This is a genomic window from Pedobacter heparinus (assembly GCF_032678725.1).
GTDB classification, from domain to species: Bacteria; Bacteroidota; Bacteroidia; order Sphingobacteriales; family Sphingobacteriaceae; genus Pedobacter; species Pedobacter heparinus_A.
In genome coordinates this window covers 151,953-175,004 of record NZ_JAVTSC010000004.1, presented here as the reverse complement: position 1 = coordinate 175,004, position 23,052 = coordinate 151,953, and the positions used below count along the sequence as shown (strand labels likewise).

The window sequence follows — 23,052 nt, the reverse complement described above, 5'->3', positions numbered from 1 at the left end:
TCGAACGGTGAATGAGATGCAATCTATGACTAAAATTGTAGCAGTAAATCTAATAACCTCAATCACTCTCCTATGAAAAGGACATCTACCCTGTTAGAATTGTTTAAAAAGTCACTTCTTTTTCTTCTTAGTTTCATCAGTATAACGCTTTTAAATTCAGAATCTTATGGACAGGCTAAAAGTTATGCAACAGTAACACCATCAAGTGGACTTGTTGGCTACTACAGCGTCATTTTATTGGGCGACGTAGTGAATACCGATCCCGGAGCGGATGCAGGTGCAGTACTCAATCCATTAAATGCTGCAAACGGTGGGGCTGGTGTTGCAACTTTAACAGCCAAGTACAACAATATCCTTGGAATAGCGAAAGGAGAGGGAGAGGCCTGGATACAGTTAAAGTATGCTGCGCCTATTACGGCGGGGAAAACCACTTACATCAGGTTTGATCAGCCCACAACCGGGAATGGGCTTAGTCTGGACCTGCTTGGGCTTGTCGGAGACCTGACCGGTCTGCTAAAAAAGAACCTCGTTCAGCTGGATGTGTATTCGGGTGCACAGGCAGCACCGGGAAATAATGAAAATAACGGGACACTCGTAAATGCTGCCAATGTAAGCAGCGCCGTAGTAAAAGACGCTGCCGGCAATACTTATTTTGCAGTTACACCAACAGTAGGGTATAATTCTATACGGGTAAGGCTAAGGTTTAGCGGTAATTTACTGGGGCTTGCGCTGGGTGCTTCAATAAATATGAAAGTTTACAGTGCTTTTAATGTAGCTACAGAAAATTGTGCCCCAGCTATATATGCAACTATCGGCGAATCGACAGGTGTGAACGTTACTTTAACTGAACTTGTAAAAACACCTCAGCTGGCTATTGACAACAATCTGGCTACGGCTTCTCAGCTACAGGCCGGAGTGGTTGGGCTTGGTTCAACAGTTTCACAAATGATTTATTTAAATGGGCTCTCTACTGCAGATGATTATGCTAAGGTGGTTATTTCTGTGCCGGCAAGTGTGTTAAATGTAAATCTTTTTAATACAGTTACCGTGCAGGCTTATCATGGGAATACTCCTTTAGGAACAGCACAGCCCGTTAGCAGTCTGCTCACTGTAGACCTGCTTGGACTGCTCGCAAAAACAGCAGTTACACCGATTTATTTTAAACCAGGTGCGCCATTTGACCGTGTCAGGATAAGTATAGATAATACATTGGCTGTCGGAGGAAATATTTTGTCTGGCGGGCTAAATATACATGAAGTACAGCAGACGGTTGCAAAACCGGCTTTTGCAGGTTTAACAGGGGGTGCTTTAGCGATATGTGGCAACCAGGTTTCGCTTTCTGTAAGCAATCCGGATGCCGCATTTACCTATAACTGGTATAGAAAAACAGGTACAAGTGGCAGGGTGTTGCTGGCCAGCGGAACAGGGCCTGTCTATTCTGAATCGAATATAGCCCAGGGCAGCTATACTTATTATCTTTCAGCCCAAAAAGCAGGCTGCGCCGGCGAGTCGGATGTAGATAGTGCAATTGTGAATGTTACCGCAACACCAACGGTACCCATAGTTTCGGCACCGACAATTTGCGCTGGCAGTCTGGCTGTTTTAACAGTAACAAATGCAGCTGCAGGACATACATATAGGTGGTATACGGCCGCAACGGGGGGAGCGGCCATTACTACCGGTACTACTTTTACCTCTGCAGCACCTTTAACTGCCGGGACTTCTTATTTTGTTGAAGCTGTAAATGGTACCTGTGTAAGTGCGGCAAGGGTGGAGGTGCCGGTAACGGTTAACCCGATTCCGGGCGATGCGCAGGTCTCCACAAACAGCATCACCATTACAGCCGGACAAAGTGTAAGCCTTGAGGCTGTGGCACCAGCCGGAAGTGTGGTGACCTGGTATACGGTTCCTAACGGAGGAACAGCAGTGGCATCCGGATCAAGTTACCTCGCGGGGCCAATCAATATCACGACAACTTTTTATGTGGGTACACAAAGTACAAGCGGCTGCCCAAGTGCCAACCGGGTTCCAGTTATCGTTACGGTAACGAATCCGACAACTGGTTTAACCTGTAAGTCTGCAAATAGCCAGGAAAGCGGAGTTAATGCTTTATTATGTGTGGCTTGTGGCGTTAACAACCCGGCCGGATCTGTAGACAACGATCCGAATACCTTTTCAACCATCAACCTCACAGTAGGAATCGGGGCCACTGGGTACCAGCGTTTAATTTTTCCTGCAGCAGGCCTGGCAACAGACAGTATCCGTTTAGATCTGAACCTGCCTGGGGGACTGCTGGATGCAACTGTCCTAGGCGGAATTACAGTGAACGTAATGAACGGCAATTCCATTGTCAAAGCCCATACCTTAAGCAATTCACTAATTCACCTGCAGCTGTTAACTGCTAACCGTTTTAAGGCCACACTGGCGGCTACTGCTGCTTATGACAGGGTCGAAGTGCGTTTTGGCGGAACAGTACAGGCCCTAAGTAGCCTGGAGATCTATGGTGCTGAGGTGATTTATCCAAATCCGACTGTAGCAACAACCGGCCAGGCCATATGTTATGGTACCAATACTACATTAAATGCCAGCCCGAACGGAGACACCGCTTTAAAATGGTATTCCGCTCCAACAGGAGGCACCCCGCTGGCCAGTGGAAACAGTTTTACAACCACTACGCCTTTAACGGCAACCACCACTTATTATTTAGAAACAAGTAAAGGCAGCTGTGCCAATGCCGATCGCGTACCTGTAACCGTAACTGTAAATCCTCAGATAGTATTACCGGCTACAACTTTAAGCAATGCTACACTTTCAGCTACTTATTCAAGGCAAATTACACCTGCTACAGGTGGAACACCAGCTTATACTTATACACTTACCACAGGCAGTAGCCTGCCTGCCGGACTGAGCTTGGCAACCGATGGAACAATCGGAGGAACACCAACAGCTGTACCCGGAGATTTTAATTTCTCCATCACTGCCACCGACAGTAAGGGCTGCCCGGTAAGTACAGCTTATACTTTGAAAGTAACCGATGCAATGGCGCTTCCGGCCATGACATTGCCAAACGGAACAGTAGGTATTACCTATCCTGTTCAGGTCATACCAGCCGCTACCGGGGGTACCACTCCATATACTTATACCGCAACAAACCTGCCTCCGGGATTAACTTTTGATCCTGCAACACGTGAGATCAAGGGTATACCAACACAAAAAGGTACTTATACCGTTCACGTTAGGGCCACTGATTTAAATGGCAATAACGTTACACAGGATTATACAATTGTGGTCAGAGATCCGCTGGCCCTGGCCAGTACGCCATTGGCAAATGGAACAGTGGGCAGCCCATATCCAACGCAAACCATTCCGGCAGCTACCGGCGGAAGCGGATCTTATACGTATACGGCAAGCAGCTTACCTCCGGGATTAACATTCGATCCGGCCACACGCCAGATCACCGGTACACCTACCCAGGCTGGTACATTTACCGTTCCTGTGCAGGTAGCTGATACCGAAGGTAATACGGTTACTACAAATTATACCATAGTGGTGGGCAACCCACTGTTGCTTGCCGCAAAAACACTTGCCGATGGTACAGTGGGAACTGTTTATGCAACAGAAACCATTCCTGCCGCTACCGGTGGTGCCGGGGGCTATGTTTATGAAGGAAGCAACCTGTCTCCAGGTTTAACTTTTAACCCTGCAACACGTCAGATTTCAGGTATACCAACACAATCCGGTTCCTACAATGTTGGTGTTAAAGTAACCGATGCAAATGGTGCAACAGCGAGTCAGGTCTATGTAATTAAGGTGAACGGAGAGCTAAACCTCCCATCTGCTACTTTGCCGGACGGGCTTGTGGGTATGGTTTATCCTACCCAGACCTTACCTGCAGTAACTGGCGGAACGGTCCCTTATACCTATGTGGCTACAGGCCTGCCAGCAGGATTAACCTTTACGCCGGCTACCCGTGAAATTAAGGGAACGCCATTATCGGGCGGTACGTTTACGGTTACCATGACTGCGACCGATAAAAACGGCTTAACCACTTCTACTGATTATACCCTTGTGGTAAATGTTGCTGCCCCGCTTGTGAATGCAGTGACTACCTGTAGCGGAACTGCGGCTACTTTGTCGGTAGCCAACGCACAATCAGGAGTTACTTATAACTGGTATGCAGCTACAGGAAATACTTCCATATTTACAGGTACAACTTATACAACCGGTCCTTTAAGTTCAAATACAACTTTTTATGCAGAAGCTGTTTCCGGAACTGCTGTGAGCAGCAGGACCCCGGTTAATGTTACCGTTAACCCTAGTCCGAATACCGCAACAGTAATCACGGCCAACGAAACCATCAGTTCCGGACAATCAGCTACTTTGCTGGTGAGTGCCGATGCGGGCAATACCATAAAATGGTATACTACCCCAACAGGTGGAGCCTCCTTCTTTACCGGAGCAGGCTATACTACGCCTGCATTAACGACTACCACTACTTATTATGTAGAGACAGAAAATGCATCAGGCTGCGTAAGCCCTGTAAGGGCTGTAGTTACTGTAACCGTAACCAGTGGCCCTGCCAATCCTAAGTGTAATGCTGCTGTAAACCAGCAATCTGGTATCGACGGTATATGCTTATTGTGTACGGTTCAGAACCCGGAAAATTCAACTGATGCCGATCCGGATAATTTCACCAAGATTAACCTGGCAGTAGGTGTTGGATCAACCGGTTACCAACGTCTGATTTTTGCCAGTCCTGGTACTGCAACAGATAGCATTCGCCTGGATCTGGCTACACCAGTAGGACTGGCAGATCTAAGTGTATTGGGCAATATCACAGTTACCGTGATGAATGGCAATACGGTAGTAGGTACTTATCCGTTAAATTCTTCACTTTTAGACCTTAAATTATTAAACGGAAACCGCTTTAAAGCTACTTTAGTAGCAGGCGGGGTTTATGACCGTGTTGAAATCCGCTTTGGTGCCCTGGTTGCTGCTTTGAGTAATTTGAGTATTTACGGTGCGGAGATCATCTATCCAAGCCCTACAGTTGCTGCTACGGGAAAACTGATCTGTGCCGGCAGCGGCACCACATTAACGGCCAGGGCAAATGGGGGTACAACCTTAAAATGGTATACTACTGCAAGTGGCGGTACTTTACTGGCAACCGGCGAAACATTGACCGTAGCCGGACCGTTAACAATAAATACAACTTATTATATAGAAGTAAGCAAAGCTGGCTGTGCCAATGTACAGCGTATACCAGTTCAGGTAACCGTTACAACTGCACCCGATGTTCCGGTGCTGGCTGCTGCAGCTCCGGTATGTGCAGGTTCGCCTGCGGTACTGGCCGTAAACAATCCGGTAGCAGGAACAGCTTACAGGTGGTATGCCTTAGCTAGCGGTGGAACTGCTGTTTTTGAAGGCCCGGTATTCACTACCCCGGCCCTGAATGCAAATACAACCTATTTTGTAGAGGCGGCCAACGGAAACTGTACAAGTGCAAGCCGCGCTACGGTGGCTGTTACTGTTAACCCGCTTCCGGTATTGCCACAGGTACAGGCCTCTTCAACAACGGTTGGTCCCGGACAAACCGCTATACTGAATGCTTCATCTACCGAAACCAATGTGATATTTAACTGGTACACCAGTGCAAATGCCACAACTCCTGTATACACCGGCCCTACTTATGTAACCCCGCCATTAACGGTTACCACTACCTATTATCTTGAAGCGGTATCTACAACCACCGGTTGTGCTGCTTCGAGCCGTGTGCAGGTTACCATTAATGTAGACGGAAGTGGTCCTAACCCGGTGCCATGTGAGGCTGCCATAACTGAATCGAACGGGGTTGATGGCATTGGCCTGCTGGCTGGAGTGTTTAATCCCGGCCTGGCAGTTGACAACGATACAAAAACGAGTTCATCATTGGTATTGCCGGTAGGCCTGCTGGGTGGATCAGTGTACCAGCGTGTTGGTTTTAACGGTCTTTCAACCGTTGGCGATACGGTAAGGATTCAGCTGACTGCCCCAGGTAAATTGCTCTCACTGGGCCTTTTATCTGGCATTACCTTAACTACCTATAATGGAAATACCAGCAACAATGATGTTTTAACATTAAGCAATCCACTCATCCACCTTGAGCTGCTGAGTGGCAATACAGCTGCACTGATCTCATTTGTGCCAACCCAAACCTTTGATAAAGTGGAGGTACGTTTAAATGCAGGGATAGCAGGTGTGTTAACTTCTGTCGACCTGAATTATGCACAGCGTGTGCTGATGGCACCTCAGCTGGTTTCGGCTGATGTTACGGCATGTGCTACACAAACGGCTACCTTACAGGTGCTGAACCCTGCTGCCGGCATTACCTATAAATGGTTCGATGCTACCGGTGCATACCTGCCGGGTAAAGATGGGCCTTCATTTGTAACACCTGCCTTAACTGCAAATACAAAATATTATGTGGCTGCCAGCAATGCTTCTGGCTGCTTAAGCTACAAAACCCAGGTAAATGTAAGTGTAACCCCTGTACCTGCAGTGCCGGAACTGGAATCACCTAATGTGAATACCTGTTCGGGAAGTGATGTCATTCTGCGCGTTAAAAATCCGGTTGCCGGAATAACCTACCAATGGTTTGACAGTAGCAATACTTACCTGGCAGGTAAGGACGGAACTTCGCTTGCCATTACTGCAGTTACTGCTACAACAACTTATTCTGTAAAAGCAGTAAACAGTTGTCTTGTACCGTCGACGGCTGCAACAGCTACCATTAACGTAGGCTCACTGGATGCCCCGATTGTTACACCACCTGCTGTTACCGTAAAAGTTGGTGTGGGCGCTGTTTTAACAGCAAGCTCAAGCACTGCCGGCGTAATTTTCACCTGGTATGATGCTCCTGTAGGAGGTAATTTACTGGAAACCGGGGCTACCTATATCGCACCTGCGCAAACAGTTCCCGGAACTGTAACCTATTATGTTGAAGGTGTGGCCCCATCTGGTTGTACTACCCTTGCAAGAACTGCAGTTACGGTAACTACAATTCCCAATGATGCTCCTACTGCAGTGCCTTGTGAGGCGGCTGTAGCTGAAACACATGGGGTTAATGGAATCGGAATTCTGGCCGATGTATATAACCCCGGACTGGCCGTTGATGATGATGCTTCAACCGCTTCGTCACTGGTCATCCCTGTTGGGGTGCTGGGCTCTGTTTATCAGCGTTTAGGTTTTACAGGTGTATCTAACATTGGTGATACCGTTCGTGTAATGCTTTCTTCGCCTGGTAAAATCCTTTCACTGGCAGTTTTACCATCGCTGGATATCACTACCTATAACAATGGTATAAGTAACAACGACGGCACTACCATCAGCAGTTCACTGATTAAGCTGGAATTGCTGAGTGGTGGTTCCAAAGCGCTGTTAACTTTTGTGCCAACCAGCAAATTTGATGCGGTTGAGGTTAAACTAAACTCCGGAATTCTGGGGGCCTTTACTGCTATTGATGTAAATTATGCCCAACGTGTAATTGTAGCCCCTGCTGTTCAGGCACAAACGGCCAGTGCATGTCAGGGTGCATCTGCAACGCTATCGGTAACCAACCCGCTGGCAAATGTAACCTATAAATGGTACCAGGGTACAGTGTTCCAAGCAGATGGACCGACATTTATGACCCCGGCAACATTAACCGCCGGTACTTACGATTTCTTTGTCACTGCTGCCAGGAACGGATGTGAAAGCAGAAGGGTAAAAGTAGTGGTAACGATATTGCCATTGCCTGTTCCCCCGGTTGCTGATCCGGCCAATCCGGCAACAACCTGTATCAATACACCGGTTATCTTAAAAGTAACACCGGTAAGTGGTGTGGTATTTAACTGGTACGATGCGGCAACAGCCGGAAATCAGCTGGTAACCAATAACAACAGCTATACCACCCCTGCAAACCTGGGTGTGGGAACTTACGACTACTATGTGGAAGCGCTGAACGGAAACAGCTGTACCAATACCGTCAGAACAAAGGTTACCCTTATTGTTAAACCAAATGCCCTGCCTGCAGATATTGTTGCCGCCGATCAGACCATATGTTCGGGTACTGCCGCAACATTAACAGCTTCGGCACCTGGTATCTCCGGGGCGATATTCAAATGGTATAAGAATCCTGATTTAAGTGACAACCCGTATGAAGGCGCCAGCTTTACCACTGCTGCATTAACTGCAGCTACTAAATACTATGTAATCGTGACCGGACCAAATACTTGTCCTAATGATGCATCATCTGCAAAAGTGGTAACAGTTACCGTAAACCGTAATGCAACGGCCGCCGATATCATAGCCGCGGATAAGACCATCTGTTCAGGAACCACAGCTGCCTTGACAGCTTCAAGCACCACAGTTACCAGTCCGGTCTTCAGGTGGTATAAAAAAGCTGATTTAACTGACGCTCCATTTATAGGGGCTAACTTTACTACTGATGCCTTAACGGCTACAACCAGATACTATGTAACCGTAAGCGGAAGTGATGCTTGTGCCAATGATGCCGCCTCGGCTAAGTTGGTTACAGTAACGGTAAACAGAAATGCTACAGCGGCCGACATCATTGCGGCCGACCGGACAACCTGCTCTGGTACAGCAGTAACCTTAACGGCTACCAGCCCTATTGCCAATCCGGTGTTTAGCTGGTACCGCGATGCTGACCTGACAGATCTTGCGGTAAGGGGATCTTCACTTACTACGCCTGCCTTAACAGTAACCACCAAATATTATGTTACGGTAAGTTCGGCTGAAGTTTGTGCGAATGATGCCTTGTCTGCAAAAGTGGTAACCGTAAATGTGAACCGCAATGCTACAGATGCTGATATTATACTGGCTGACCAGACTATTTGTGCGGGTAATGCGGCCATACTGAGCGCCAGTAGTACAACAGTTGGCAGCCCGGTATTTAAATGGTACCGCGATGCTTCGTTAACTGATATGGCATTTGAAGGACCAACTTTTACTACACCGGCATTGACGCTTACTACCAAATACTATGTAACCGTGAGCGGAACCAATGCCTGTGCGAATGATGTACTTTCTGCAAAAGTGGTTACGGTTACTGTATCCCGAAACGCAGGGCCAACAGATATCATTGCTGATGACAAGGTGATATGTGCCGGTCAGCCTGCCCAATTAAGTGCCGGCAGTCCGTCTGTAAGTAACCCGGTATTTACCTGGTACCGTGATGCGGCCTTAACAGATATAGCCTTTACCGGTGCAAATGTTAGCGCAACAGGTTTAACGGGCACTACCAGATACTATGTAACGGTAAGCGGAACAGGGGTATGTGCCAACTTGCCTGGATCGGCTAAAGTTGTTACCGTTACGTTTAACCCGTTGCCAAATGTACCTATCGTAGGTACAGGCGGTACTGCAATCTGTTCCGGTGATGGTACTGTATTGACAATCCAGAACCCGCAAACCGGGGTGAATTACGAATGGTACTCGGCAGCAACTAATGGAACGCTGGTAAATACAGGGATTACATTTACCATAAACGGTTTAACAGCCACAACAGATTACTATGTACAGGCAACAAGTGCTACCGGATGTGGAAGCGCAACCGGCAGGGTAAAAGTAACGGTTACTGTTACTCCGAAACCGGTAAGCCCATCGGTGGTTTCAGCTACAGTAAGTACCTGTATGGGAAGTCCGGCCGTATTGACTGTGGCCAATCCTGTTGCAGGTGTTACTTACAACTGGTATGCAAGTGCCACCAGCACAACCATATTGGGTTCAGGTACAAACTTTACCACAACCCCGGTTAATACGGCAACTGTAACGTTCTATGTGGAAGCCAGGTCTGGCAATTGTACCAGTATTGCGCGTACGCCGGTTGTCGTAAATGCAGGTGCCCTTCCAAGCGCTCCGCCAGCAATTACCGGTGCTGAAAATCCATTGTGTCCGGGAAGCACAGTTGTGCTCAGGGTTAACAATCCGGACCCAACGCTGAAATATGCATGGTATACGGTTCAAACAGGCGGGACAGCTGCTGCAGAAGGCAATATATTTAATGTGCCGCCTTTAAGCGCCACTACCATCTATTATGTGGGCAGCATAAACCTTGCTACAAACTGTGCAAGCACTACCCGTACTGCTGTTACGGTCACCGTACTGTCCAAGCTTGCAGCTCCGGTTGTAAGGATACAGGAGGCAGCTGCAACAAGTATCACATTTGCATGGGATGTGGTACCAGGCGCAACAGCCTACGAGGTGTCGACAGATGCGGGACTAACCTGGGCTGCGCCAAGTTCAGGTCCTGCGGGAACCACCCACCTGCTGGCTGGCCTGCAGCCAAATCAGCAAGTGACCATCAGGGTGCGGGCTAAAGGTCAGCTGGACTGCCAGCTGAGTGATGCAACCAGTTTGACAGGTGCCAGCGATAATCCATTGGGCAATGAAATATTCGTGCCTAATACATTTACGCCAAATAACGATGGTAAAAATGATATCCTGTATGTGTACGGAAATACCATCGCTAAAATGAGACTGAGGGTATACAATCAATGGGGGCAATTCCTCTATGAGTCGCTGAACATTCAAAATGGATGGGATGGAACGTACAAAGGGCAGATGCAACCTAATGGTGTATATGTATACTATCTGGAGGCAGAGCTTAATGATGGAACCAAGGCCACTAAGAAAGGAACGATAACCCTGTTACGATAAAATATACTTCCAATGAAAACGAAAATTGTTATGAAGAAACTAATAAGAATACTAGCAGTAGCAGCATTTTTAAGTATGGGGGCCGTAAAGGGTATCGCACAAATTGACCCCCATTTTTCTCAATACTATGCGCATCCATTATGGTTAAACCCGGCCTTAACCGGGGTAACCGATGGAGAATACAGGGTTTCATTAAATGCAAAACAGCAGTGGGGCTCTATTTCTAATTCATTTCTTACAGGGGGGGCATCTTTTGATATGGCCCCTGTTAAGAACCTCGCCTTTGGGGCAATGGTGCTGAACCAGAACGCGGGTGATATCAATTACAACCATTTAAGTGCGCTCGTTTCAGGTGCTTATCGCATTCATTTCGGCAGGGCTGGCTTAAATATGATTAACTTTGGTCTGCAGGCCGGCATCCTGAATAAGAGCTTCGATCCTTCAAAGATAACCCTGGGCAGCCAGTATAATCCTGTTACCGGATATGATCCCAGTTTCGGGATCAGCGAATCTTTTTCATCCTCCAATACACTTGTTCCCGATGTAAATTTCGGGGTGATGTTTTTTGATGGAAATCCAGATCAGCAGGTAAATGCATTTGGTGGTGTAATGGCAGCACATTTGACCAGACCGATAGATAAATTTCTGGGAAATAGCGTAAGGATGCCGGTCAGGTATGCTGCCCATGGTGGTGCACGCATCAAAATATCAGAAGTTTTTGGGGTTACACCGAATGGCTTATATATGAAACAGGGTAATGCACGCGAGATTTCAGCTGGGGCTTATGGGCAATTTATGCTGAATGCAGAATCCGATCTTCTTTTCGGCTCAAATTACAGGGTTGATGATTCGGCTATCGCCTTTTTCGGCTTGCACCTTAAAAATATGGTTTTTGGATTGAGTTACGATTTTAATACCTCCAGCCTGAATCGTGCTACGGGAAGTAAAGGAGGGCTGGAGCTGTCTGTCTCATTTACCGGAAGGAAGGGGATATTGGGTCCTAACTTCTTTTGTCCGAGATTGTAAGACATGTTAGTGTTGCCAGTTTCATCATCTTTAACAAACAAAATTATTCTCCAATGAAACCATCATGAGCAAATACTCACAAACAGAGATGAATATTGCTCATGATAGCTTCATAACCATTAAAAATCAAATTATATACTGATGAAAACAAAGATACTCCTGATCCTCTGCTTATTTGCTGTAGCAGCACAGGCACAATTTGTAACCAATAGCAAAAGAGTGGCAGATGTATATTTCCAGAATAAAGAATATTATGCTGCTGCTGAATATTATAAAAAAGCGCTGCAGATCTCAGCCGATAGTTTGGGCTTTATAGTACCTTATGGTTTTGAGAATAAGATCAAAGAAGAGAGCCCGAAAAAAGATGACTATGAATACTGTGTGTTTCAGCTTGCCGAATCACTAAGGTTATATAAAAATTTTACAGATGCCGAAAAATGGTATGCAATGGCAAAAGACTTCAGCAACCCCCGGTATGTGCTGAGTATGTTCTGGTATGCAGAGACCCAAAGGTCTAACCAGAAATTTGAGGATGCGATTGCTTCATTTAACGATTTTCTGGAAAAATATAAAGTGAAGGATGGCTATGCGGCCAGGGCGAGGACAGAAATTGCTTCGTGCCAGTTTGCCCTTCATGAGCTGCGTTATCCAAGATTGTTCAGGTTAAGCCGGCTGCAGAATGATATCAATGATAAGGGATCTAACTACACGCCAACCATAAAAGGAGGCAATTTTTACTTTACTTCTTCGCGGCCCACCGGCAGCAGCGGAAAGAAGGAAGTGTTCACGGATAGGAATGTAAAGGTGGCCAAGAAAGAGAGCCCCTTTTTGAATGCGGTATATGTGGCATCAGGAAATCCCCTGACGGAAGGCATCTCGATCAAAAAAACAGCCGTTGATGGAAAGGATAAAGAATCAGCCGCCCCTGCCTTTCATCCAAATGGAAAGGTGGCCTATGTAACCAGCTGGACAGCCCTGGGCAATAAAAAGATTTACCAGTTAAATGCTACACCTGGACTGGGACAGGACTGGTCGGAGCCGATAGAGCTGGGTAGCCAGATCAATGTGAAAGGTTTCAATTCCATGCAGCCCTATGTAACAAAAGATGGGAAATACCTGGTTTTTGCTTCCGACAGGCCAGGTGGTTCGGGAAAATATGATTTATGGTACGCGCTCATCCGTATAGACGGCTCGCTTGGGGCTGCCGTAAATATGGGTAAAGTGATCAACACCGCAGATGATGAACAGGCCCCCTATTATAATGCAGCCATTAAAAAGCTATTGTACAGCAGCAATGGCAAAGTAGGTATGGGTGGTTTCGATTTTTATGAAAGTGAAGGGGATTTTGGCAAATGGTCTGAACCTATGAATGTTGGCTATCCTTTTAACTCTTCAAAGGATGACCTTTATTTTACGCCTTTGGATAATGCAGATACTGAAGGATATATCAGTTCAGATCGGGAATCTGTTTGCTGCCTGGAGATTTTTCATGTCAAAAGGGATTACCTGGTAATTACCGGGACCTTATTGGATTGTAATACTTCAAAGCCTTTAGCGGATGCAGTCGTCACACTTTCAGATTCTGTTCAGCAATTCAAATCTACTACTGATGAAATGGGTAAATATACCTTTAAATTAAACAGCAACCGGGGCTTTAAGCTTAACGCCGGGAAGGATAAATACTTTAGTAAAGCCATTTCTTTTAGCTACGATCAGTTGGTACAGAAAGATACTTTATTTAGCCCTGAATTGTGCCTGATCCCTTACGAGATAGATAAGCCTATTGTGCTTAAAGATGTTTTGTATGAGTTTAACAAGGCAGATCTGACAGCAGATTCCAAAGATAAACTGGATCACCTGTATGCCATTATGGTTGACAATCCAACGATCGAAATAGAACTGAGTGCACATACAGACAGTAAGGGTAAAGATATTTATAACCTGGACCTCTCTAACCGAAGGGCCAGATCATGTGTAGATTATTTGATTGGAAAGGGGATTGCCACAAACAGAATGACCAGCAAAGGCTATGGAGAAACCAGGCCGATTGCCCCTAATGAACTGCTTAACGGGAAGGATAACCCGGATGGAAGGGCATTGAACAGAAGAACAGAATTTAAGGTTACCAAAAAATAGTTAATACCAATTCTCGTTGTAAACCCTGTATGGCTGCTTAGAAATTTTTCTCAGGAGTTATACGGGGTTTCTGCTTTGTAGGTAATTGCCCGTTATATATTAAAATATTTATGCTATAATTACATTAAATTGTAAATTGGCTTTTCATTTTTAATTATGCGCTACTCAAAGTATGCCATTCTGGTTTTTTTGCTCTTAAGTTCTATTGTCGGCTTTGCTCAGACCTATACCGTTACAAGTAAGGAAGATAGCGGCCCGCGTACATTAAGAGAGGCCTTGTCCTCAGTGCCGGCCAATACTACAAGTTATACCATTAATTTTAATTTGCCTGGTGATCCTACAGATTACGCCAATAGAACCATCAGGTTAAAAACGCAATTGCCCACTGTTCCATCCAATGTAACCATTGACGGGAGCTCACAACCAGGCTGGCCAGCCTTAGGGGTTTCAGGGGCGAAGGTAATTATAGAGCCGGAGAACCCGCAAACCTCCACATTTAACGGTCTGGTTATTGGGCAGACCTATACCGACAATACCATCATCACATCAGCTGTACAGGTTTACGGCTTGTATTTTCGTAATTTTGCGCGGATACCTAGCGTTCAAATGGCATCAGGAGGCTCAGGGATTGTTATCGATTACCGCGCAAATAACATTAAAATAGGTGCGCCAAACAAGGGAAATGTAGTTACCGGAAGCCTTAATGGGATTGTTATACAAAATAGTAACTATTATACTTCAACGGCTTTAAATAGCATTGTTATTCAATCAAATTTGCTGGGGGTACTTTATGATGGTATTACACCCTTGTCTAATGTTACTGGTATTGCTGCAAACCTATACGATTCATCGCTGACCATTGGTGGTGATAATGCTGGTGAGGGAAATGTCGTTTCTGCCAACCTAACCAATATTAATGTGGTAAGAAATGGGTACAGTAATGCAAATAATCGTTTCGAAGTTAATCTTGTTGGCAATAAAATCGGTACAGATTACACGGGGACAAAAGACTTTCATGAGCTGTCGCTCTACCAGCAATCATCAGGACAGGAAATTTCGGGGGTAAAAATAAACTCGACGAATACCCAGCTTTACATGCGTAAAAATATCATTTCGGGCAGCCGTACAGTAGGTGTTGCCATAGCCAATGCAGATTTTACCTTAACCGGAAATGCAATAGGTACCGGATCTGCCGGTACAGAGGTATTGGGTAACGGAATTGGTATCAAAATAGAACAGAACGCATCGGGAATCATAGGCGGGAGCAACCCTGAGGATAAGAACCTGATCGGCAATAACAATTATGGCATAGAAAGTACCTCATCCAGGCCCGTAAAAATTACCAGGAACAGTATGTTCTGTAATAAATTTATTTCCATAGGTAAGGTCACCAGTAATTTTCAGGCATTTGTACAGATTTTGAAGAAAGCACCTGGAAATGTTTCCGGAAGGGCCAGTGCCAATGCAGAAATAGAGCTCTTTTATACGGTTAACTGCGATGGATTATGCGAAGGCAGAACTTATTATCATACGGTTACTGCAGGAGCTGATGGCCGCTGGGTTGATGATCAGGCGGTTAGCGCTAATGTAACGGCCACTGCCAGCTTATTGAATGCGACCACTTCGGAGTTCTCCACCGCTGCACTGCTGCCCAATGAAGAAATTGTAAAACAGGTAACCTGCAATGGGAATGGTTCCATTAGCATTTCTGAGCCCAGGGAAGGTTATATTTTTACCTGGAATAAAATCATGAATGATGGTAGCCGGGTTTTGCTGAATAACGGGCAGCCACAACTGCAAACGATCACAGATCTTGAGGTTGGAGATTATGAGGTCATCATTGACGATGGTTGCAAGGCTATTGCTAAAATCATTCCGATCAAAGACCAGAACCTGACCAATCTTGTAGTAAACTGGCCCACACCAGTTTGTGGACAATTAACTTTTCCTTTCTCGGCCAGTGTAGACCGGGGCCAGGGAACGATAACCTATCAATGGATTAACCAGGTTACCGGAGCAATTGTCACAGGGAAAAATGTAACCATGCCGCAAGGTTCCTATAAATTAAAAGTGATTGATCAGGAAGGTTGTCCTCTGGAATCAACAGTAGTGGACATTACCCGGCTTCCTTCACCCATTATCAATATCGCACCAAGAATGGTAGGGCCTGCCAGATGTGGAGAAGCCAATGGCTCCATCAGTAATATTGCGGTAACTGATATTGTTGGTACAGCAACCTATAAGTGGTTTGAAATGACCCGTGATCCGGTGAGTGGTGCCTGGGTACAGGGTACGGAGGTGGGTTCTGACAAAGACCTGAGCGGTGTGCCCGGAGGTACATACATGCTGGAAGTGAAAGATCAGGGTCCATGTCCGGCAGTCAGGATTAGCGCTCCATATATTGCCATTCCCATTACCAATTCAGTAATCATCAACAATGGCACACCAGTTAGTACAACCTGTAACAATAATAATGGCTCCATAAACGGCATTACTATTGTACAGGGTGATAGTTATAAACTGACTGCAAACGGTGGTACATTTGAAAGAATTGGTACCTGTACGGCTGGGGTGCCTTTTAACATTACCGGACTTCCTCCCGGAAATTATACCCTAAATGCCAGCAATTCTGTTACTTTTTGTACGGCATTGGCCAGAAATTTTACTATTACCGCTACGCCTATTCTGCAATATACTGCCCAGGTCTCATCGAAGTCTGATGCTTCCTGTGGTTTGGATAACGGATCTGTCCGTTTGGTGTATCCCAATAATGTAAAGCCCCTGGCTGGCAGATACCATTGGGAAAATGCTGCCGGACAAACCTATCCCGGAACAGCGGAGTTGATAGAAAACCTGCCGGAAGGTAGTTATGAATTGAAAATAACCGATCCCAATGGATGTACGTCAGATCCTTTAGGGCCTTATGTAATTGAAAGGATTGCGCTACTTATTGTGGATAAGACAATCGGGGTAGTCATTGATGACCAGTGTGCATTGGGAAGAGGTTCTGTTACGGGGGTTAAAATTGAAGGCGGACTGCCTTTGAGTGGTTCTGGTGCTGATGCCGTATATAAATATATCTGGAAGGATCCGGCGGGAAATACCGTGGGTACCAATCGCGACCTGACCAATATCGGTGCCGGGGATTATTATCTTGAAGTATATGATCAGACAACCTGTGGTTTTGACAAGAGTAAAACTTTTACCATCGCTGCCCCGGTAATCCCTTTGGCAACTCCGGTAGTAAACAGCATGCGGGTATGTTATGCTACAGAAATCATGCTGCCGGTATTGGCTCCGGAAGAAGGAACTTACCAGATGTACCTTGCCGAAGATGATGCCATCCCTGTTCTGGAAAGCACCAATGGAAAGTTTATCTTCAAAGTAAGCAAAACCGCTGACTATGTAATCCGCAGAAAACTGGGCAGCTGTTACAGCGATTTTACTGCAGTGCATATTGAGGTAACCAACGACAACCTGGAGATTAAGAATACCATGACCCCCAATGGTGATGGAATGAATGATTACTGGATGATCAACGGATTGCCGGACCATGCCGATATCAACATTAAGATTTATACAAGGAGTGGACAACTGGTTTATGAATCGGTAGGGCCGTATAGCAAGCCTTTTGATGGACGTTTCAGAGGCAAAGACCTGCCTGCCGGAGCATATTATTATAAAGTGGACTTAAGGGCAGATTGTAAACCAATAGGTGGTAGCATTACTTTATTGCGTTAATCCGTCAAATTTAAAACTGACGTGTAGAACATTTAACATCGTAGCGGTTATTGAGCAGAATGCCCAGTACGATTTCATGTGTGCCATTGTTTACCGATCTCAAAGCTGATGTAGTCACATCATAGGAGTAACTGATGTTGATTAAGGAAGCGACATTAAAACCCGCGAGCGCAGAAAAAGAATCGTTGTTCCTTAAACTGCCACCAATCCAGAATTTATCCTGATAGGCAATTTTTAAGTTGGCATCAATGGTAGTTGGTGCATTCAGCCAATACGTTAATAAGGTAGACGGAATGAAAGCAATATCTTCATCTACGAAAAACTTATACCCGGCAGTGCCATAAAATACCGTATTCTGGTAGGCGGGTAAATTGCTTTGCCTGTTGGCTGTTTTGGACCGGTAGCCCAATACCTGTTTTGCCGAGGCGCCTGCAAAAAAACGCGGGCTATAAAGCCATACTCCTCCGCCTACGTCGGGTCTGATCTTGTTGTTATAGTCAGCCGATAGCAATGGGTCAGCCGTGTTGTCAACGGTTACGTTGGCTACATCTATACTGGTTGAAGAAATACCTGCAGAGATCCCTACTGATAAATTTACATCGTAGCTGAGTCCGAGGTGATAGGCATAGGTTGCGTTAATATTGGTCTGTCTAATCCTGGCTGCCTTATCTGTTAACGCGTAAAAACCGATGCCGTGGTGTGGTTCGGCTGAGGTATAGTTGTTGACATAACTGCGGCTTAAAGGGTTATATCCCGCGCCGGAAAACGAATTTACAGAACTTCTTACAAAGTCCTGTCCAATCGGGGCGTGAACAGAGATGTACTGGGTAACTGGTGCCCCTTCAAGACCTTTCCACTGATTCCTGTAACCTAGTTTTAAATCTGTATAATTGTCTATGCCTGATATGGCAGGATTGATGAGGTAATTGTTAAATATGTATTGGGTAAACCTGGGATTTTCCTGCCCAAGGCAAAGTGTACTGAACAGCAGAAGCACAGAGAGGTTAAGAAATGATTTCATCTGATCAAATAGCCTTTAGGTATCCAATAATAAGATAAATTTTGTGTATAATGAACATTTAAAATAAAATCATTAATTAAAGCCTTAAAATATGCACTCAGAAGAACAAATTAAACGCATTGCCGATACGCTGCTTCCAGGCTTTATTCCCAAAGATCCTGAAGAAAAAAAACTTGATTTTCATTTTACCATCCCGCCAAACCACAGCTATAAAGTTTCCTACGAAAAGGATGATAAAAAGGAATGGAAATTTAAGGGTTATTTTATTCAACATTTTGAGTAAATTTTTACCCCTCTAGTTTTACCACCAGGCAGCTTTTCCGATGTCGGTAATGTGGGATGTTTAGCCGTAAACGTTAATACAGCTGGATAATCAGCCATTTAAGCAGATTATTGCCAGTGCCAACCGGATGATGACCTGGAGTGGTACTCATTTTTTGCCCGAAAAAAATAGGGTATGGTAATTGTCTAATTAGGATACACCTAGATATGACAAATTGGAAAAAAAAATAAGAAAGAGCATCGCATTTGATGAGTGGTCGAGGCTGGAAAGCCTGAAGAACTATAAAATCTTATATACCAAATCTGCGCCTGTTTTTGACCGGCTTGCGGCATTCACTGCAAAAATCTTAAAAACGCCAATTGCCCTGATCAATTTTGTTGATCAGGACAGCGTGTGGCTCAAAGAGGGACAGCAAGCCCGGCCTTCATCGCCGTTTGAGCCAGAAACCAGTCTGTGTTCGATGGCGATTATAAATGAAAGTGGAATTGAATTTGAAGGTTTTGAGAAAGAACCTGCGCTGATGTCAAACGCCTTAATTGCCGGAGAATCAGGTTTACGGTTTTATGCAGCAGTGCCGATTACTACAGATGAAGGGCTTCCTGTAGGTATGGTTTGTATTGTAGATACCAAACACAGGAAATTTTTACCTCATGAGCAAAAGAAGCTGGAATGGGTTGCAGTTAGGATAAGAAAAGAGATGAACAAAAGGATGGCCGGGCAGATCTCTGCCTGACCTTTAGGGGATTTAGCCAGTTTATAAAAAATCTTTTAGAGCCTGGTTTGGTTAAATTATTTATTTAACCAAACCAGGCTTTTTTTATGCTAAAATCTCCATCTCTAAGTTTATTTTTTCTTAAAAGTAATTTTAATTATGAAGTAATAATATATATAACTATAATTACAATATAAATAATTAATTAGTTAAATATATTGTAATTTATAATTAAATGTTGAGCGTTTATTCAAATTTTTGGACAAAACATATTTTTATGTTTTTTTTATTTCTGTTGGCAGTTGATTCTGCTGCGGGCCAGAGTTGGATGCCTGGTTATGGTTTTAGAAAAAAGATAACCATTGATAAATCTAAAGTTTCGGGTACTGTAAACCTGATTAACTTTCCTGTATTGATAGTACTTCAGGATGCTGAACTGAAGTACATCAGCAATTGCGAGGGTAGGATGAAGCACAGCAGCGGACTGGATATTTCCTTTGCCGCCATAAATACTCCGCTGCTGCCACTTGGGTTTCAGCTGGACCACTATGATCCTGTTAACGGAAAACTGGTTTGCTGGGTAAACATTAATGAGCTGTTTGCAGGCAATAATGCCGGCAGTAATGAAATTTACCTTTATTATGGCGCTACCGTATTGCACGATCCCTTTTCCCTTTCGGCCAAGGCCGGATGGTCTTTTAACTACCAGCAAGTCTGGCACCTGAACCTGGATGCAATGCCTTCCATAAGCCGAAGTGCAAATCGCGGCCCGGAAATGAACATGACTGGAAATCCAGGAATGAGCCAGGCTAACTTTTCTGCTGCAAGGATTGGCAATGGCCTGCTGTTTAATGGCAGTACAGATGGGATGACTGCAGCAGCAGATACCAATACAACGGTCTGTATCTCTGCCTGGGTTAAATTGCATCAGACCGGAACAGAGCAGATAATTTTAGCCAGCGACACTACTGCAGGAGGATATGTCATTAAGCTGAATGCCCAGGGAAACCTCGTTTTTGAAACTAAAAGTACCGATGGTTTCAAAAGCGTGGCAACTGCCGAGGCCTTGTTGGTAAATACCTGGTACCACCTTACCTGTATTTTTATTAAAGGGATAAAGAGAATATACCTCAATGGGGTGTATAAAACCGGCGGTGGGTCAAGTAGTATAAAGCTGGGGAGGGGAGGCGCATTGCGAATCGGAAAGAGTAAACAAAATGACAGGTACTTTAAAGGAATGATTGATGAACTAAGGATTCAGAATATGGAACGCAGTATCGACTGGCTGAGTACTGAATACCGGAACCAGGATAATCCGGGAGGTTTTATCAGCATTGCAGCAGAAGAAATCAATCCGGCAAATGTTAGCCAGGTATATGAATTTACCGGGGCGGCCGGCACGCAGAACTGGACTGATGAAGGGAACTGGAATCTGGGAAGGGTGCCCGGGCAAAATAGTAATGTTACCATTAAGGCTGGTCGGCAATCACAGCTTCCGCCAGGTGTGCTCACCGCATTAAAAAAGCTTGATCTGGAACCGGGGGCTATACTGCATCTGGAAACCGATCTTGAACTGCAATGTGCCCTAAGTATTGCCAGCTCTGCTGCGGTGGTGTTGGGCGAAGGCGTACAACTGGCTTTTAAATACGATGTGCAGAACAATGGCACTATCCTTTTAAATGGGAATAACGGCGGTCTTGCCTTTAAAGGCAATCATGCCATGCAAACTTTTTCCGGGACCGGTACAGCCCGGGTTTCCCGGCTGGAAATTGGGCTTGCCGCTGCGGGTAATGCAGTATTGCTGCAGTCGAACATCAATGTGAGCAAGCAGGTTGAGCTGATCAGGGGAACAATCCATGCAAATGGAAAACTGACCTTGCTTTCTACTGCTGCAAACCAAAGCGCATCATTGATGCCGGTAACAGATACAGATAGTACGAAAATCACAGGCGATGTAAATGTACAGCACTATATAGCCGGGAATTTTAACCCGCCATCAACGGCACGCGGTTGGTGGCTGCTGGCCGCACCTGTGTATCAGCCTGAATTAAATCCCGGTCTGCGCTATGGCTTTTCAGCCGTTAAGGCCAGTGTTTTTGTAACAGGTACGGCTGGCATTCAAAATGGCTTTGATGCTTCACCCAATAATGGTGGTACAATTTATACACATGATCAGTCTTTACCGGGCAGCCTTTCCCAAAAGTATAGGGCCATCCCCAATATGGCGGCCGGTGTCTCGCTTGGAAAAGGTTTTTACCTGTTTTCAAGGGGCAGCAGGAATGTTCCCGATGCGTACCTGCATCAAATTCAGACCCCTCCATTTTCAAATCCCGCACCCTATCTCATTACCTATACTGGTCAATTGTATACCGGAAATTTGACTGTTGAGCTCTTCAACAGGAACACCGGTGCAGAAGGTGATGGCTTTAACCTGCTTGGAAATCCCTACGCTTCAGCACTCCGTTGGGGAGCTTTGCAAAAAACGAATGTCAGTCCGTTCATCTGGGTATTTGATCCGCAAAACAATGCTTACCAGGTCACTGATGATCCCGCATACATCATCCGGTCCGGTACCGGCTTTTTCGTTCGGGTAAACCATGGAAATACAGATGGTACACTCAGCTTTCATGAAGCAGCCAAATATACTCCGGCTACTACTCCTGCCCTCCAAATGTCAGTGCCTGCAGCAAAGGCTTTTGTGAAAAAAGAAATAACAACAAGGCTAAACATCCAGTTGTGTAAAGACGGTCTTAGTGATCATTATGCGCTGGTTTTCCGTAGCAATGGAAATGATGGGGTAAATGATTCGGATGCAGCAAAAATTGGAGAAGGCTACCTGAGTATTGCAGGTATGGCCCTGAACGGGACAAAGCTGGCGATTGATGAAAGAGCGGCAGATACCCTTGAAAAGGAGATCGGCCTGTATGTGAAGGGCTGGGTAAGCGGGAACTATATGCTGAACTTAAAAGCCGAGCTTAAACCCGGAGTGGAAATCGTACTTGCCGATCACTACCTGGGCATCAGTAAACGGCTTTTGGCGGCAGAGAGCACTTATCAATTTTTTATGGACAATGCCATTCCCGCAACCTACGGGATACAGCGTTTCTCTATAATTTACAAACAGCTTGCAGCAGTGAAAACCATTGAACAGGAAACGGCCCGGGATATCCTGATTTATCCGAATCCCTTTAAAGAGCTATTCTACCTGAAATCTCGTCTGACCTATAAAAACCTGAAGGTTTTAATCAGGGATGTCAGGGGCAGAATTGTGTGGAGTAATGACCTGCCGGTTTTAAATGCAGGTATTCCGGTTCAACAGTGCTGTGGTCAACTGCAACCAGGCATTTATTTTATGCAACTGCTGGACCAGCAAAACAATAGTGTAAGGGCCACTTTTAAAATATGGAGAAATTAAGTATACAAAAAAGAATGATA

Annotated in this window: 8 protein-coding genes; 7 read left to right on the top strand and 1 reads right to left on the bottom strand. The window is 45.3% G+C overall.

The genetic code is table 11. From position 1 onward, the window contains the following. The first annotated feature begins 72 nt into the window (after positions 1-72). From R2Q85_RS08070 to R2Q85_RS08055, 4 genes are all read left to right on the top strand, one after another. A complete protein-coding gene (locus R2Q85_RS08070) occupies positions 73-10,698 on the top strand; it encodes a putative Ig domain-containing protein (RefSeq protein ID WP_316811254.1) in 10,626 nt (3,541 codons plus the stop codon). 30 nt (positions 10,699-10,728) lie between these two features. Next, on the top strand, positions 10,729-11,724 hold the full coding sequence (locus R2Q85_RS08065) for a PorP/SprF family type IX secretion system membrane protein (protein WP_316811253.1): 996 nt from the start codon (positions 10,729-10,731) through the stop codon (positions 11,722-11,724). Positions 11,725-11,865: 141 nt separating this feature from the next. Beyond that, complete coding sequence (locus R2Q85_RS08060; RefSeq protein ID WP_316811252.1) at positions 11,866-13,860, top strand: OmpA family protein; 1,995 nt, start codon at positions 11,866-11,868, stop codon at positions 13,858-13,860. Positions 13,861-14,016: 156 nt separating this feature from the next. Continuing rightward, entirely contained in the window at positions 14,017-17,601 is a 3,585-nt protein-coding gene (locus tag R2Q85_RS08055; RefSeq protein WP_316811251.1) for a gliding motility-associated C-terminal domain-containing protein, read from the top strand. A gap of 10 nt (positions 17,602-17,611) precedes the next feature. Here R2Q85_RS08055 and R2Q85_RS08050 read toward each other — a convergent pair whose 3' ends face one another. Continuing rightward, entirely contained in the window at positions 17,612-18,622 is a 1,011-nt protein-coding gene (locus R2Q85_RS08050; protein ID WP_316811250.1) for a type IX secretion system membrane protein PorP/SprF, read from the bottom strand. 91 nt (positions 18,623-18,713) lie between these two features. On the opposite strand from R2Q85_RS08050, the gene R2Q85_RS08045 reads away from it, so the two are divergent. From R2Q85_RS08045 to R2Q85_RS08035, 3 genes are all read left to right on the top strand, one after another. After that, positions 18,714-18,905 (top strand): hypothetical protein, encoded by a 192-nt coding sequence (locus tag R2Q85_RS08045; protein WP_316811249.1) that lies wholly within the window; start codon positions 18,714-18,716, stop codon positions 18,903-18,905. Between the two features lie 214 nt (positions 18,906-19,119). Next, positions 19,120-19,638: a GAF domain-containing protein gene (locus R2Q85_RS08040; protein WP_316811248.1), complete on the top strand. Its 519-nt coding sequence runs from the start codon at positions 19,120-19,122 to the stop codon at positions 19,636-19,638. Positions 19,639-19,894: 256 nt separating this feature from the next. Continuing rightward, positions 19,895-23,032, top strand: a complete 3,138-nt coding sequence (locus R2Q85_RS08035) for a LamG-like jellyroll fold domain-containing protein (protein ID WP_316811247.1) — start codon at positions 19,895-19,897, stop codon at positions 23,030-23,032. Positions 23,033-23,052 lie beyond the last annotated feature (20 nt).